The 15,332-nt window shown below is 69.1% G+C and carries 15 protein-coding genes and 1 pseudogene; 12 read left to right on the top strand and 4 right to left on the bottom strand.

The window, feature by feature from the left end; genetic code table 11:
* Positions 1 to 81: 81 nt before the first annotated feature.
* Positions 82 to 399: a PASTA domain-containing protein gene (locus H293_RS0125095; RefSeq protein WP_020120597.1), complete on the bottom strand. Its 318-nt coding sequence runs from the start codon at positions 397 to 399 to the stop codon at positions 82 to 84.
* Positions 400 to 509: 110 nt separating this feature from the next.
* The gene (locus H293_RS0125090; protein ID WP_020120596.1) at positions 510 to 1,034 is read right to left on the bottom strand and encodes a GNAT family N-acetyltransferase; all 525 of its coding nucleotides are present in this window, start codon (positions 1,032 to 1,034) and stop codon (positions 510 to 512) included.
* 122 nt (positions 1,035 to 1,156) lie between these two features.
* On the opposite strand from H293_RS0125090, the gene H293_RS0125085 reads away from it, so the two are divergent.
* Positions 1,157 to 2,443 (top strand): geranylgeranyl reductase family protein, encoded by a 1,287-nt coding sequence (locus H293_RS0125085; protein ID WP_020120595.1) that lies wholly within the window; start codon positions 1,157 to 1,159, stop codon positions 2,441 to 2,443.
* Positions 2,444 to 2,602: 159 nt separating this feature from the next.
* On the opposite strand, the pseudogene H293_RS61700 reads toward H293_RS0125085, so the two are convergent.
* Together H293_RS61700 and H293_RS0125075 are read right to left on the bottom strand one after the other, a co-directional pair.
* A pseudogene (locus H293_RS61700) lies at positions 2,603 to 2,725 on the bottom strand (peptide deformylase); the annotation flags it as partial.
* 176 nt (positions 2,726 to 2,901) lie between these two features.
* Complete coding sequence (locus tag H293_RS0125075) at positions 2,902 to 3,708, bottom strand: C40 family peptidase (RefSeq protein WP_020120594.1); 807 nt, start codon at positions 3,706 to 3,708, stop codon at positions 2,902 to 2,904.
* Between the two features lie 734 nt (positions 3,709 to 4,442).
* On the opposite strand from H293_RS0125075, the gene H293_RS0125070 reads away from it, so the two are divergent.
* The 11 genes from H293_RS0125070 to nuoK are packed head-to-tail and all read left to right on the top strand — an operon-like array spanning position 4,443 to position 15,324.
* The gene (locus H293_RS0125070; RefSeq protein ID WP_007383963.1) at positions 4,443 to 4,802 is read left to right on the top strand and encodes an NADH-quinone oxidoreductase subunit A; all 360 of its coding nucleotides are present in this window, start codon (positions 4,443 to 4,445) and stop codon (positions 4,800 to 4,802) included.
* 14 nt (positions 4,803 to 4,816) lie between these two features.
* On the top strand, positions 4,817 to 5,371 hold the full coding sequence (locus H293_RS0125065; RefSeq protein ID WP_007383964.1) for a NuoB/complex I 20 kDa subunit family protein: 555 nt from the start codon (positions 4,817 to 4,819) through the stop codon (positions 5,369 to 5,371).
* On the top strand, positions 5,368 to 6,111 hold the full coding sequence (locus tag H293_RS0125060) for an NADH-quinone oxidoreductase subunit C (protein WP_020120593.1): 744 nt from the start codon (positions 5,368 to 5,370) through the stop codon (positions 6,109 to 6,111). Before H293_RS0125065 ends, H293_RS0125060 begins: the two co-directional genes overlap by 4 nt.
* Complete coding sequence (locus H293_RS0125055; protein WP_020120592.1) at positions 6,108 to 7,439, top strand: NADH-quinone oxidoreductase subunit D; 1,332 nt, start codon at positions 6,108 to 6,110, stop codon at positions 7,437 to 7,439. Before H293_RS0125060 ends, H293_RS0125055 begins: the two co-directional genes overlap by 4 nt.
* Positions 7,436 to 8,317 (top strand): NADH-quinone oxidoreductase subunit NuoE, encoded by an 882-nt coding sequence (gene nuoE, locus H293_RS0125050; protein WP_020120591.1) that lies wholly within the window; start codon positions 7,436 to 7,438, stop codon positions 8,315 to 8,317. Before H293_RS0125055 ends, nuoE begins: the two co-directional genes overlap by 4 nt.
* Positions 8,317 to 9,666 carry an NADH-quinone oxidoreductase subunit NuoF gene (nuoF, locus tag H293_RS0125045; protein WP_020120590.1) on the top strand — a complete coding sequence of 450 codons (1,350 nt, stop codon included), beginning with the start codon at positions 8,317 to 8,319 and terminating at the stop codon, positions 9,664 to 9,666. Before nuoE ends, nuoF begins: the two co-directional genes overlap by 1 nt.
* Positions 9,663 to 12,167 carry an NADH-quinone oxidoreductase subunit G gene (locus H293_RS0125040; protein WP_020120589.1) on the top strand — a complete coding sequence of 835 codons (2,505 nt, stop codon included), beginning with the start codon at positions 9,663 to 9,665 and terminating at the stop codon, positions 12,165 to 12,167. Before nuoF ends, H293_RS0125040 begins: the two co-directional genes overlap by 4 nt.
* Positions 12,164 to 13,540, top strand: a complete 1,377-nt coding sequence (gene nuoH / locus H293_RS0125035) for an NADH-quinone oxidoreductase subunit NuoH (protein ID WP_020120588.1) — start codon at positions 12,164 to 12,166, stop codon at positions 13,538 to 13,540. The genes H293_RS0125040 and nuoH overlap by 4 nt, the downstream gene beginning before the upstream one ends.
* Positions 13,533 to 14,174 carry an NADH-quinone oxidoreductase subunit NuoI gene (gene nuoI, locus H293_RS0125030; protein ID WP_020120587.1) on the top strand — a complete coding sequence of 214 codons (642 nt, stop codon included), beginning with the start codon at positions 13,533 to 13,535 and terminating at the stop codon, positions 14,172 to 14,174. The genes nuoH and nuoI overlap by 8 nt, the downstream gene beginning before the upstream one ends.
* Positions 14,171 to 15,028, top strand: a complete 858-nt coding sequence (locus H293_RS0125025) for an NADH-quinone oxidoreductase subunit J (protein WP_020120586.1) — start codon at positions 14,171 to 14,173, stop codon at positions 15,026 to 15,028. The genes nuoI and H293_RS0125025 overlap by 4 nt, the downstream gene beginning before the upstream one ends.
* The gene (gene nuoK, locus H293_RS0125020) at positions 15,025 to 15,324 is read left to right on the top strand and encodes an NADH-quinone oxidoreductase subunit NuoK (RefSeq protein ID WP_003974374.1); all 300 of its coding nucleotides are present in this window, start codon (positions 15,025 to 15,027) and stop codon (positions 15,322 to 15,324) included. The genes H293_RS0125025 and nuoK overlap by 4 nt, the downstream gene beginning before the upstream one ends.
* Positions 15,325 to 15,332: the final 8 nt, after the last annotated feature.

The following is a 15,332-nucleotide window of genomic DNA, read 5'->3' as shown; positions in this document are numbered from 1 at the left end:
CTCGGCGGTTGTCGGAGTCCGGTGGTGCGGCGGGTCTCGGCGGCCGTCGGAGTCCGGTGGCGCGGCGGACCTCGGCGGCCGTCAGAGCCCTGTCACGCAGCGGACCACGTGCGGATCGCCCGGCTCGTCCAGCTCGCGCTGGAGGCCGCCGCTCGGCGGTCTGGGGATGCGGGGCTCGCGGATGCCTCCGCCGCCCTCACCCGGGCCGAGGTCGAACCACACGTACACCACCGAGTCCCGCGGCACTTCGGCACCGGCCTGCGGGTACTGGCGTACGACGTAGTCGACGACGGCCAGATGGAAGTCCTTGCGATCCGGCGCGTTGACGAACAGGCCCTGCGCCTGGGCCGTCTCGCGCGCGTCGACGGCCATGAGTCCGACCAGACGCGGTACGCGCACTTCGGGCGTCTTGGGTGGTATGTGCACAGATGTCACCCCCAGCGGTACTGGCAGGGTAACTCCGGCCCGGCGGCGGCCGGAAGTGCCGGGTGTCTTTCCGCAACAGACCGCTACTCTGAGTGAGCATCCTGCAGGGAGAGCCGAAAGCACAGCGCCTCTTCCCCGAACCGGGGGTGCGGGAAGGTCTCCGCGAGTTCCATTCCGAGGCGCTTGGTGACCGCGATCGACCGTTCGTTGCCGGGTCTGACCATCGCCACCACGTCCGTGACGCCCGCCGCCCTGAGCCGCTCCAGCGTCATCTGCGCGGCCACCGTGGCGTACCCCTGGCCCCAGTAGGCCCGCCCGAGCCGCCACCCGATCTCGATCTCGCCCGTCGGCCCCCAGTCCTGCGGCCATGGCTGGGCGCCGGTGAAGCCGATGACCTGCCCGCCCTCGTCGACCATGGTCCACAGGCAGAAACCCCGCTCGGCGTCGTGCCGGCGCTGCCGCGCGGTGAGCTCCTCGTAGACGTACAGCTCGGCGGACCTGCCGCCGTGGAACTCCATGACGTCCGGGTCGTCGAAGACCCGGTGCCAGGCGACGGCGTCCTCGTCGGTGGGGACGCGCAGCCGTACTACGGGCAGAGCTCGGTTCACTGGGGGCAGCCCTTCAGCCGGGTGATCAATTCTGCTGAATAGACTGCCCATGTCCAGTGCCGGTCGGCACGCGGATTCAGAACTTGATTCCGAACTTGATTCCGAGCCTGGGAGATCCCGCCGTGACCGAGCCCCTGTCCGAGAACACCGCCGATGTCATCGTCGTCGGCGCGGGGCCGGCCGGCTCCACGACCGCGTACCACCTCGCCAAGTCCGGACTCGACGTGCTCCTCCTGGAGAAGACCGAGTTCCCGCGCGAGAAGGTCTGCGGCGACGGCCTCACCCCGCGTGCCACCAAGCAGCTCGTGGCCATGGGCATCGACATCTCCGAAGAGGCCGGCTGGCTGCGCAACAAGGGCCTTCGCATCATCGGCGGCGGCGTACGCCTCCAGCTCGACTGGCCGGAACTGGCCTCCTTCCCCGACTACGGCCTCGTCCGCAAGCGCGACGACTTCGACGAGCAGCTCGCCCGCCAGGCCCAGAAGGCCGGGGCGCGGCTCTACGAGCGCTGCAACGTCGGTGCCCCGATCGTCGACGACCGCACCGGCCGGATCACCGGCGTCCACGCGAAACTCGGCGAGGAGAAGCGAGAAGTCACCTTCCACGCGCCCCTCGTGGTCGCCGCCGACGGCAACTCCACCCGGCTCTCCCTCGCGATGGGCCTGCACCGCCGTGAGGACCGCCCGATGGGCGTCGCCGTACGGACGTACTTCGAGAGCCCTCGCCACGAGGACGACTACCTGGAGTCCTGGCTGGAGCTGTGGGACCGCCGCGGCCCCGGCGAGGACCGGCTGCTGCCCGGCTACGGCTGGATCTTCGGCATGGGCGACGGCACCTCCAACGTCGGCCTCGGCGTCCTGAACACCTCCGACTCCTTCAAGGAGCTCGACTGGCGCGAGGTGCTGAAGGCCTGGTGCGCTTCCATGCCGGAGGACTGGGGCTACACCCCGGACAACATGACCGGCCCGATCCGCGGTGCCGCCCTGCCGATGGCCTTCAACCGCCAGCCGCACTACACCAAGGGCCTGCTCCTGGTCGGCGACGCCGGCGGCATGGTGAACCCCTTCAACGGCGAGGGCATCGCCTACGCCATGGAGTCCGGCCAGATCGCCGCCGACGTCATCGTCCAGGCCCACGCCCGCGCGACGCCCGCCCAGCGGGAGATCGCTCTGCAGCGCTACCCGCGGGTCCTCAAGGACACCTACGGCGGCTACTACACGCTGGGCCGCGCCTTCGTGAAGCTCATCGGCAACCCGAAGGTCATGAAGATCGCGGCCCAGCGCGGCCTGACCCACCCGCTGCTCATGAAGTTCACCCTCAAGATGCTCGCCAACCTCACCGACCCCACGGGCGGCGACGCGATGGACCGGATCATCAACGGGCTGAGCAAGGTGGCGCCGAAGGCGTGACGGGAGCCCCGCCGCGGGGGCATGTTGGAGGCATGGACGCAGGGGTCGCGTTACCCGTCTTCGTCATCCTCGTCGTGGTGTCGGTGTGGGCGCTGGTCCACTCCCTGAGGCGCTGACGGTGCCCTGAGCGCCGTTCAGCGCCTCGACGTCGGCCGCCCGGCGGGGTACGTCCATGACGGCGCCCGGCGCCGACAGGCACCCCTCGCCGCCGTCGAGCAGCCTGCGCCCGGCCGGGGCGAGCTGGTCGAGCACCGGGTTGACGATGTGCCCGACATGCCGGACCTGCGAGGCCCGGTCCGTCCGCGGGTTGTGCACGGGAACAGAACACGCCCAACAGGTCCCGGAGCGGACCGGCCACCACATCAACGCACCGCTGAACACGGACAATTCGGGCGCCGCGCAATACCGGTAGGGCCGCAGCCCCCGAGCGGCTGCGGCCCTACCAAGCTGTTACGGGGTCAGAGCACCCGCACCGCACCGGTCGGCGGGTCGTAGGACAGCGGCTTCTCGACCACACCGGTCGAGGGGTTCTGCGCGCCGACGAACATGCCGTCGCCCACGTACACCGCCACGTGGTACGCGCTGCCCGCGCTGCCCCAGTACAGGATGTCGCCCGGCTGAAGGTTGCTCAGCGAGACCTGGGTACCCGCGGTCGACTGGTCCTGCGAGACGCGCGGCAGGTCGACGCCGATCTGGCTGAACGCGGCCTGCACGAGGCCCGAACAGTCCCACGAGTTGGGGCCGGTGCCGCCGGAGACGTAGGCGTCACCGACCTGCGCCTTCACGAAGGCGATGACGGCCGCGGCCGAACCGGTGGCCGTGGACGAGCTCGTGGACACGCCGGCGCTCGCCGAGGCGGACAGGGTGGTCCGCTGGGAGCTGCGCGAGGCGGCCTCCTCGGCGGCGGCCCTGCGTGCCTCCTCGGCCTTCTTCTTGGCCTCCGCCTTCTTCTTGGCTTCCGCGAGGTCCGCCTTGGCCTGCTTCGCGGCCTTTGCGGCGGCCGCGTCACGCTCGGCCTGCAGCTGGTAGTTGGCGGCGGCCTGCTGCATCGCGTCGGCGGACTCGGCGACCTGGCTGCCCAGGTCGGCCGAGAGGGTGGGCAGTTCGAGGGTCTGCGTCGTCGACTCGGCGGCGAACGCCGAAGCCGACGCGCCCGCCGCTGCCATGCTGAGCACGCCACCGGCGACTCCGGCACGCACGGCGATCGAAGTCGTCGCGCTGCGGCGGGGTTTCCGGTGGCTGCGTATGTGAGCGGTGTGGGACATGAGACCAACTGGTATCAGGGGCTCCTCCATACCTTCAAGAAACGTGTGCTGCGCCACAGTTGTTCAATCGACGGCCCGAATACCCGGCGGCTCACTCTTTATTGACGCCGTAACGGACATTGCGGACTCTCGTGATCATGGCCGTGATCATGGTCTTTCGCTGTTACGCCCGAATTGCCCCGCAGCTACCATCCGTTGGGCCCGATGGCCAAGCCCCCTTCTTATGGATCTCTCATGGGTGTGGTGGAGGTCACGCAACGGTTACGGCGACGGCTGCGTCCGGAGTCGGCCGGCGCTCGTGAATGTGTGCACGTGTCCACACTCCGCCTCGCGCCTCCCTCTGATGTGTGAACGCGGTCCTCTATCAGGCCGCCGCGTCCATCGCCAATTTGCATGCAGGGGAACCCTCTTGATATGGAGACGCCTCTCCCGACCTGCGTCGACTAGCGGAAATGTCACCTCTGGTGATCACTCGGACGCTTCTCGTGTGAAGATCACCGCTGATCCGACTTCATGATCCTTCGTCTGGTGGTGGAGATCACAAAGCTTGTGCAATACCCCGTGTCGCAGATCACAGACCGGCGGGCATAAGATGCGGGTCAGTTGGGCTTGTGACCTGCTTCACATGTTCGCGATCTTCGTCGGGACGGACGGAGGTCAGAGGGACGTGTGAGTCGGGTGTGAGTCCGATGCCATCGCCAGCAGTCAGTGCCGACTGAGAGGAGCGAGGAGCGGTGAACGCTTATGCGCCCATCCTCGTACTGGGAGCCCTCGGGGCAGGCTTTGCGATCTTCTCCGTGGTCATGGCCACGCTGATCGGTCCGAAGCGGTACAACCGGGCCAAGCTTGAGGCCTACGAGTGCGGGATCGAGCCGACCCCCACGCCGGCCGGCGGCGGGCGCTTCCCCATCAAGTACTACCTGACGGCGATGCTCTTCATCGTCTTCGACATCGAGATCGTCTTCCTCTACCCCTGGGCCGTCACCTTCGACGCCCTGGGTGTTTTCGGGCTCGTGGAGATGCTGCTCTTCGTGCTCACCGTCTTCGTCGCGTACGCGTACGTATGGCGGCGCGGCGGCCTGGAATGGGACTGAGGGGCCTTTAACTCATGGGACTCGAAGAAAAGCTGCCGAGCGGCTTCCTGCTGACCACCGTCGAGCAGGCCGCGGGCTGGGTGCGCAAGGCGTCCGTCTTTCCGGCCACCTTCGGCCTCGCCTGCTGTGCCATCGAGATGATGACCACCGGCGCCGGACGCTACGACCTGGCCCGCTTCGGCATGGAGGTCTTCCGCGGCTCACCCCGCCAGGCGGACCTCATGATCGTCGCCGGCCGGGTCAGCCAGAAGATGGCGCCGGTGCTCAGGCAGGTCTACGACCAGATGCCGAACCCCAAGTGGGTCATCTCCATGGGGGTCTGCGCCTCCTCGGGCGGCATGTTCAACAACTACGCGATCGTGCAGGGCGTCGACCACATCGTCCCGGTCGACATCTATCTGCCCGGCTGCCCGCCACGGCCCGAGATGCTGATGGACGCGATTCTCAAGCTCCATCAGAAGATCCAGTCCTCCAAGCTCGGCGTGAACGCCGAGGAGGCGGCCCGCGAGGCGGAGGAGGCGGCGCTCAAGGCCCTGCCCACGATCGAGATGAAGGGGCTGCTGCGGTGAGCGACGCGAACGGCACCAACGGAGCCAACCCGGAGAAGGAGCTGAGCGGCTCCAACCTCCCCGGCCAGCGCGGCGAGGGAGGTGAGGAGATCCGCGTCCAGCGCGGCATGTTCGGCGCCGACAACGGCGGCGACACCTCCGGCTACGGCGGCCTGGTCCGCTCGGTCCGCCTCCCGGGACCGGCGGCCCGCCCCTACGGCGGCTGGTTCGACGAGGTCGCCGACGAGCTGGAAGGCGCCCTGGAGGAGCAGGGACTGCTTCCCGGCAACGCGATCGAGAAGACGGTCGTCGACCGCGGCGAGATCACCTTCCATATCGAGCGCGAGCACCTGCTGCGCGTCGCGCAGACCCTGCGCGACGACCCGGCCCTGCGCTTCGAGCTCTGCACCGGCGTCAGCGGGGTCCACTACCTCCACGACAAGGGCCGCGAGCTGCACGCCGTCTACCACCTGCGCTCGATCACCCACAACCGGCTGATCCGCCTGGAGGTCAGCGCGCCGGACGCCGACCCGCACATCCCGTCGCTGGTCTCGGTGTACCCGACCAACGACTGGCACGAGCGCGAGACCTACGACTTCTTCGGGATCGTCTTCGACGGCCACCCGGCCCTGACGCGGATCATGATGCCGGACGACTGGCAGGGCCACCCGCAGCGCAAGGACTACCCCCTCGGCGGCATCCCCGTCGAGTACAAGGGCGCCCAGATCCCGGCTCCGGACCAGCGGAGGTCGTACTCATGAGCACGCAGCACGCATCCGCCGCCTCGGCGCGCGAGACCACCGAGGGCACCGTCTACACGGTCACCGGTGGCGACTGGGACGAGGTCGTCCAGAGCGCGGCCAAGGCCGACGACGAGCGCATCGTCGTCAACATGGGGCCCCAGCACCCCTCCACCCACGGGGTGCTCCGCCTGATCCTGGAGATCGACGGCGAGACGGTCACCGAAGCCCGCTGCGGCATCGGCTACCTGCACACCGGCATCGAGAAGAACCTCGAGTTCCGCACGTGGACGCAGGGCACCACGTTCGTGACGCGCATGGACTACCTGACGTCCTTCTTCAACGAGACCGCCTACTGCCTCGCCGTCGAGAAGCTCCTCGGCATCGAGGACCAGATCCCCGACCGCGCCACCCTCATCCGGGTGCTCCTGATGGAGCTGAACCGGCTCTCCTCGCACCTGGTGTGCATCGCCACCGGCGGCATGGAACTCGGCGCCACCACGATCATGATCTACGGATTCCGTGATCGTGAAATGATTCTCGACATCTACGAGCTCATCACGGGCCTCAGGATGAACCACGCGTACATCCGCCCCGGCGGACTCGCGCAGGACCTGCCGCCCGGCGCGGTGGACCACATCCGCGAGTTCGTGAAGAAGATGAAGAAGAACCTCCCGGAGTACGACAAGCTCGCCACCGGGAACCCCATCTTCAAGGCCCGTATGCAGGACGTCGGCTATCTGGACCTGGCGGGCTGCATGGCCCTCGGCGCCACCGGCCCCATCCTGCGCTCCACCGGCCTGCCGCACGACCTGCGCAAGGCACAGCCCTACTGCGGCTACGAGACCTTCGAGTTCGACGTCCCGACCGCCGACACCTGCGACTCCTACGGCCGCTTCCTCATCCGGCTGGAGGAGATGCGCCAGTCGCTGAGGATCGTCGAGCAGTGCCTGGACCGGCTCCAGCCCGGCCCGGTCATGGTCGCCGACAAGAAGATCGCCTGGCCCGCCCAGCTCGCGCTCGGCCCCGACGGGCTCGGCAACTCCCTCGACCACATCAAGAAGATCATGGGCACCTCCATGGAGGCCCTGATCCACCACTTCAAGCTGGTCACCGAGGGCTTCCGCGTGCCGCCCGGACAGGCGTACGCGGCCGTCGAGTCACCCAAGGGCGAACTCGGGGTGCATGCCGTGTCCGACGGCGGCACCCGTCCCTTCCGGGTCCACTTCCGTGACCCGTCCTTCACCAACCTTCAGGCCATGGCGGCGATGTGCGAGGGCGGCCAGGTCGCCGACGTCATCGTCGCTGTCGCGTCCATCGACCCCGTGATGGGAGGCGTCGACCGGTGACCACCAGTTCTTCCGAGCGGGGCGTCAGCCTGGGCATGCCCGAACTGCCCGCACCCGCTTACCCGGACGACGTCCGAGCCCGCCTGGAGACGGACGCGCGCGAGATCATCGCCCGCTACCCGGACTCCCGCTCGGCGCTCCTGCCGTTGCTGCATCTCGTGCAGGCGGAGGAGGGACACGTCACGCGCACCGGCATGCGGTTCTGCGCGGACGTGCTGGAGCTGACCACGGCCGAGGTCACCGCGGTGGCCACCTTCTACACCATGTACCGGCGCAAGCCGTCCGGTGACTACCAGGTGGGGGTCTGCACCAACACCCTCTGCGCGGTGATGGGCGGCGACGCGATCTTCACCGAGCTCCAGGAGCACCTGGGCGTCGGCAACGGCGAGACCACCGACGACGGCAAGGTCACCCTGGAGCACATCGAGTGCAACGCGGCCTGCGACTTCGCGCCGGTCGTGATGGTCAACTGGGAGTTCTTCGACAACCAGACCCCGGCCACCGCCAAGCGGCTCGTCGACGACCTGCGCGCGGGGCGTCCGGTCGAGCCCACGCGCGGGGCGCCGCTGTGCACGTTCAAGGAGACCGCGCGGATCCTCGCCGGCTTCCCCGACGAGCGGCCAGGGGCCGTCGAGGCAAGCGGCGGGGCCGGACCCGCGTCGCTGGTGGGCCTCCGCCTGGCCAGGGGAGAGACCGCACCCGCGCGCGTGGTCCATCCGCGCGAAGGAGCGTCGCAGGACCGCGACAGCGCACCGCAGGACCGGGGCGCCCACGAGCCGTCCCCGTCGGAGCACCTGAGTTCGCACGACGCGCCACAGGACACGTCGGCCTCCGACCCGGCCCATCCGGCCGGGCCCGCCGCCGAGGAGGGGGAGTGATGACCTTGGCACCCGAACTGAAAGACACCAGCCCCGAGAAGCTGCTCGCACCCGTGTTGTCGGCCTTCTGGGACGAGGACAAGTCCTGGACGCTGGACGTCTACAAGAGGCACGAGGGCTACGAGGGACTCCGCAAGGCGCTCGCGATGTCGCCGGACGACCTGATCGCGTACGTCAAGGACTCCGGTCTGCGCGGCCGCGGCGGCGCCGGATTCCCCACCGGCATGAAATGGCAGTTCATTCCGCAGGGGGATGGAAAGCCGCACTATCTAGTTGTCAACGCCGACGAGTCGGAGCCCGGGACCTGCAAGGACATCCCGCTCCTCTTCGCGAACCCGCACAGCCTCATCGAGGGCATGATCATCGCGTGTTACGCCATCAGGTCTTCGCACGCCTTCATCTATCTGCGGGGTGAAGTCGTCCCCGTACTGCGGCGGTTGCACTCGGCAGTGAGCGAGGCCTACGCGGCCGGCTACCTAGGACAGAACATCCTGGGCAGCGGCCTCGATCTCGACATCACCGTGCACGCGGGCGCCGGCGCGTACATCTGCGGTGAGGAGACCGCACTGCTCGACTCGCTCGAAGGCCGCCGTGGCCAACCGCGGCTCCGTCCCCCCTTCCCTGCGGTCGCGGGCCTCTACGCCTGCCCGACTGTTGTGAATAACGTGGAGTCGATCGCGTCGGTTCCCGCGATTCTCCACAGGGGGAAAGACTGGTTCAGGTCGATGGGCAGCGAGAAGTCCCCGGGCTTCACGCTCTACTCACTCAGCGGCCATGTCGCCAGCCCCGGCCAGTACGAGGCCCCGCTCGGGATCACGCTGCGCCAGCTGCTGGAGATGAGCGGCGGAATGCGGCCCGGCCACCGGCTCAAGTTCTGGACGCCGGGCGGCTCCTCGACGCCGATGTTCACCGAGGAGCACCTCGACGTCCCCCTCGACTACGAGGGCGTCGGCGCCGCCGGTTCCATGCTCGGCACCAAGGCCCTGCAGTGCTTCGACGAGACGACCTGCGTCGTCCGCGCCGTCACCCGCTGGACCGAGTTCTACGCCCACGAGTCCTGCGGCAAGTGCACCCCGTGCCGTGAAGGCACGTACTGGCTCGTGCAGTTGCTGCGCGACATCGAGGCCGGCAAGGGCGTCATGTCCGACCTCGACAAGCTCAACGACATCGCCGACAACATCAACGGCAAGTCGTTCTGCGCCCTCGGCGACGGTGCCGCCTCGCCGATCTTCTCCTCGCTCAAGTACTTCCGCGAGGAGTACGAGCAGCACATCACGGGCCGCGGCTGCCCCTTCGACCCGGCCAAGTCGACGGTCTGGGCCGACTCCCGCACGGAGGTGAACGCATGACCGTGACCACGAGCGCTCCCTCGGGCGGGGGAGAGGCGGCGGTCCCGCCGGAGGATCTCGTCTCGCTGACGATCGACGGCGCCGAGATCAGCGTGCCCAAGGGCACCCTGGTCATCCGGGCCGCCGAACAGCTCGGCATCGAGATCCCCCGGTTCTGCGACCACCCCCTCCTCGACCCGGCCGGCGCCTGCCGCCAGTGCATCGTCGAGGTCGAGGGCCAGCGCAAGCCGATGGCCTCCTGCACCATCACCTGCACCGACGGGATGGTGGTGAAGACCCACCTCACCTCGCCGGTCGCCGAGAAGGCTCAGCACGGTGTGATGGAGCTCCTCCTCATCAACCACCCGCTGGACTGCCCGGTCTGCGACAAGGGCGGCGAGTGCCCCCTGCAGAACCAGGCGATGTCCCACGGGCAGTCCGAGTCCCGCTTCGAGGGCAAGAAGCGGACCTACGAGAAGCCGGTCCCGATCTCCACCCAGGTGCTGCTCGACCGCGAGCGCTGCGTGCTGTGCGCCCGCTGCACCCGCTTCTCCAACCAGGTCGCGGGCGACCCCATGATCGAACTGATCGAGCGGGGCGCGCTCCAGCAGGTCGGCACCGGCGAGGGCGACCCCTTCGAGTCGTACTTCTCCGGCAACACCATCCAGATCTGCCCGGTCGGCGCGCTCACCTCGGCAGCGTACCGATTCCGCTCCCGCCCCTTCGACCTGGTGTCCTCCCCGAGCGTGTGCGAGCACTGCTCCGGCGGCTGCGCCACCCGCACCGACCACCGGCGCGGCAAGGTCATGCGCAAGCTCGCGGCCAACGACCCCGAGGTCAACGAGGAGTGGATCTGCGACAAGGGGCGCTTCGCCTTCCGGTACGCGCAGCAGCGCGACCGGCTGGAGCACCCGCTGGTGCGCAACCCCGAGGGCGAACTGGTGCCGGCGTCCTGGCCGGAGGCGCTCCAGATCGCGGCCCAGGGGCTGCTCGCCTCGCGCGGCCGGGCCGGCGTCCTCACCGGCGGCCGCCTCACCATCGAGGACGCCTACGCGTACAGCAAGTTCGCGCGCGTGGCGCTCGACACCAACGACATCGACTTCCGCGCGCGCGTGCACAGCAGCGAGGAGGCCGACTTCCTGGCCGCGCAGGTCGCCGGCCGCGGCCGTGACCTCGACGGTACGGGCGTCACGTACTCCGCTCTGGAGAAGGCGCCGGCGGTCCTGCTGGTCGGGTTCGAGGCCGAGGAGGAGGCGCCCGGCGTCTTCCTGAGGCTGCGCAAGGCCTGGCGCAAGCACGGTCAGAAGGTCTTCTCGCTCGCCACCTACGCCACGCGCGGCCTGGAGAAGGCGGGCGGCACGCTGCTGCCCGCCGCCCCCGGCACCGAGACCGAGTGGCTGGACGCGCTGGCCGGCGGGGTCGGCCTGGAGGACGACGGCAGCAGGGCCGCCGAGGCGCTGCGCACCGCGGGTGCGGTGATCGTCGTCGGCGAGCGGCTGGCCGCCGTGAAGGGCGGACTGACCGCCGCCGTGCGGGCCGCCTCCGCGACCGGCGCGCAGCTGGTGTGGATCCCGCGGCGGGCCGGAGAACGCGGTGCCCTCGAAGCGGGCGCGCTGCCGTCGCTGCTGCCGGGCGGGCGTCCGGCCACCGACCCGCGCGCGCGGGACGAGGTCGCCTCCGTCTGGGGCGTGGCCGAACTCCCGCACCGCTACGGCCGGGACACCGGTCAGATCGTCGAGGCCGCGATGTCCGGCGAGCTCCAGGCCCTGGTGGTCGCCGGCGTCGAACTCGCGGACCTGCCCGACCCGGCACGCGCGCGTGCGGCGCTCCAGGAGGCCGGGTTCGTGGTGTCGCTGGAACTGCGGCCCGGTGAGGCCACCGAGCACGCGGACGTCGTCCTGCCGGTGGCCGCGGTCGCCGAGAAGGCCGGCACCTTCCTCAACTGGGAGGGCAGGGTGCGGTTCTTCGAGGCCGCGCTCAAGCCCGACCAGATGACCCGCCGGCTCGCGCCCACCGACGCACGGGTGCTCCAGATGCTGGCCGACGCCATGGACGTACACCTGGGTCTGCCGGATCTGCGCACCACGCGCGCGGAGATCGACCGGCTCGGCCCCTGGGACGGACCCCGCGGCACCGAACCCTTCGAGACCGGGGCCCAGCTGCCGCGGCCCGCCGCCGGAGAGGCCGTCCTGGCCGGACACCGGCTGCTGCTCGACCAGGGGCTGCTCCAGCAGGGCGACGAGGCGCTCGCCGGGACCCGGCACGCGGCACACGCGCGGGTGTCGCCCGCGACGGCCGCCGAGGTGGGCGTCAAGGACGGCGACCTCCTCGCCGTGACCGGCAAGACCGGAGTCGTCGAACTGCCGCTGCAGATCACCGAGATGCCCGACCGCGTGGTCTGGCTCCCGCTGAACTCCACCGGCGGGGGCGTCGCCTCCGACGCCGGGGTGCTGCCCGGCTCCCTCGTCCACATCGGCCCGGCGACGCTCGCAGCCGAAGCTCCCAAGGAGGTGGAGGCATGAGCCCGTACCTCGCCGCGGAAGACCTCTCGATGTTCGGCACCGACCCCTGGTGGCTGGTCGTCGTCAAGGCCGTCTTCTGCTTCGCGTTCCTGATGGTGACCGTGCTGTTCTCCATCGTGTGGGAGCGCAAGGTCGTCGCCTGGATGCAGCTGCGCATCGGTCCCAACCGGCACGGCCCCTGGGGCATGCTCCAGTCGCTCGCCGACGGCGTGAAGCTGATGCTCAAGGAAGACGTCATCGTCAAGCGCGCGGACAAGGTCGTCTACGTCCTCGCGCCGATCGTCGCGGCCATCCCGGCCTTCATGGCGATCGCGGTGATCCCCTTCGGCCCGTCCGGCAACGAGGTCTCGATCTTCGGACACCGCACCACGATGCAGCTCACCGACCTGCCGATCGCGATGCTCTACATCCTCGCGGTCGCCTCCGTCGGCATCTACGGCATCGTCCTGGCGGGCTGGAGCTCCGGATCGACGTATCCGCTCCTCGGCGGCCTGCGCTCCTGCGCCCAGATGATCTCGTACGAGATCGCCATGGGCGCCGCCTTCGCCTCGGTGTTCCTCTACTCCGGGTCGATGTCGACCTCGGCGATCGTCGAGGCCCAGCAGGACCGCTGGTACATCGTCCTGCTGCCGGTCTCCTTCATCATCTACGTCATCACCATGGTCGGCGAGACCAACCGCGCCCCCTTCGACATGCCGGAGTCCGAGGGCGACCTGGTCGGCGGCTTCAACACCGAGTACTCGTCGATCAAGTTCGCGCTGTTCATGCTCGCCGAGTACGTGAACATGGTGACGGTCTCGGCCGTGACGACCACGCTCTTCCTCGGCGGCTGGCGGGCCCCCTGGCCCATCAGCACCTTCTGGGAGGGCGCGAACCACGGCTGGTGGCCGCTGCTCTGGTTCGTGATCAAGGTGCAGCTGCTGCTGTTCTTCTTCATCTGGCTGCGCGGCACGCTCCCGCGGGTCCGCTACGACCAGCTGATGAAGCTCGGCTGGAAGGTCCTCATCCCGGTCTCCGTGGTGTGGCTGATGCTCGTCGCGACCGTGCGGACCCTGCGCAACGAGAACTACGACTTCGCCGACATCGCCCTCTACGTCGGTGGCGGAGTCCTGGTCCTGCTGCTGCTCTCCTTCGTCGCCGACATGTTCCGCGAGAAGTCGAAGGCGGCCGCGGAGCCCGCCGAACAGCCGGCCGGATTCGACCCGATGGCGGGCGGATTCCCCGTCCCGCCGCTGCCCGGACAGGAGTTGCCGCCGGTGCCCAGGCGCCGCTCGCGCCAGGAGCGGGAGCTGATTGTCAGTGGCGGGCCCGATACTCACAGTGACGGACCGCTGACTGGTTCTGCGGATGGAAAGGAGGCGTCCGATGGCTGAGGAGCCCAAGGAGACCAAACCCGGTTTCATGAACCCCGTCGCCGGCTTCGGCGTGACCTTCAAGGCCATGTTCAAGAAGCGGCTGACCGAGCAGTACCCGGAGCAGCAGAAGACCACCGCTCCGCGGTTCCACGGACGGCACCAGCTCAACCGCCATCCGGACGGCCTGGAGAAGTGCGTCGGCTGCGAGCTGTGCGCCTGGGCCTGCCCCGCCGACGCCATCTACGTGGAGGGCGCCGACAACACCGACGAGGAGCGCTACTCGCCGGGCGAGCGGTACGGCCGCGTCTACCAGATCAACTACGCCCGCTGCATCCTGTGCGGACTGTGCATCGAGGCGTGCCCCACGCGCGCGCTGACGATGACCAACGAGTTCGAGCTGGCCGACAGCAGCCGCGCCAACCTCATCTTCACCAAGGAGCAGCTGCTCGCCGGCCTCGAAGAGGGCATGGTCGACTCGCCCCACGCCATCTACCCCGGCACGGACGAGCAGGACTACTACCGGGGCCTGGTCACGGAGGCCGCGCCCGGCACCGTGCCCCAGGTCGCCGTCTCCAAGGGCGAGGTGGTCCAGGAGGCCGACTCCACCTTCGGTGCGGACGAACCGGCGTCGGAGAAGGTGATCGGGCGATGACCGCACCACTCCAGCTCGCCGCCGCGGCCACGCTGGCCGCCGACACCTCCACCGGCGAGGCCTTCCAGTTCTGGGTCCTCGGCACCGTCGCCGTGATCGGCGCCCTGTGCACCGTCTTCATGAGGAAGGCCGTGCACAGCGCCCTCTGTCTCGCCGGGACCATGATCGTCCTGGCGGTGTTCTACCTCGCCAACGGCGCCTACTTCCTCGGCGTCGTCCAGATCGTCGTCTACACCGGCGCGATCATGATGCTGTTCCTGTTCGTGGTGATGCTCGTCGGCGTGACCGCGGCGGACTCCCTCAAGGAGACCATCAGGGGCCAGCGCTGGCTGGCCCTGGTGTGCGGGCTCGGCTTCGGCATCCTGCTCTTCGCCGGCATCGGCAACGCCTCGCTCAAGCAGTTCAACGGCCTCACCCAGGCCAACGCGGGCGGCAACGTGGAGGGCCTCGCGACCCTCATCTTCACCAAGTACGTCTTCGCCTTCGAGATCACCGGCGCCCTGCTGATCACGGCCGCAGTCGGCGCCATGGTGCTCACCCACCGCGAGCGCACCGAACGCGCCCTCACCCAGCGCGAGATGGCCGAGAGGCGCGTCCGCGAGGGCAAGCACGTCCCGCCGCTGCCCGCCCCCGGCGTCTACGCCCGGCACAACGCGGTGGACATCGCGGGCCTGCTGCCCGACGGCACCCCGTCGGAGCTCACGGTCAGCAAGACACTGCGCGAGCGCGGTCAGATCCGTGACGTGTCCGCCGAAGCCCTCAACGACCTCAAGGCGCTGGAGCAGCGCGCCGAGGAACGCCTGGAGCGGACCGAGATCGAACCGGCCACCTTCAAGAGGGAGGCGTCGAAGTGAACCCGGTCAACTACCTCTACCTCGCCGCCCTGTTGTTCACGATCGGCGCCACCGGCGTGCTGATCAGGCGCAACGCCATCGTCGTGTTCATGTGCATCGAGCTCATGCTCAATGCCTGCAACCTCGCGTTCGTCGCCTTCTCCCGGATGCACGGCAATCTCGACGGCCAGATCATCGCCTTCTTCACGATGGTCGTCGCCGCCGCGGAGGTCGTGGTCGGGCTCGCGATCATCGTGTCGCTGTTCCGTTCCCGCCACTCGGCCTCGGTCGACGACGCCAGCCTGATGAAGCTGTAAGGGGTCGC

Origin of the sequence: Streptomyces canus 299MFChir4.1, assembly GCF_000383615.1 — a bacterium.
GTDB lineage: Bacteria > Actinomycetota > Actinomycetes > Streptomycetales > Streptomycetaceae > Streptomyces > Streptomyces canus_C.
This window is presented reverse-complemented; position numbering and strand designations above follow the sequence as displayed.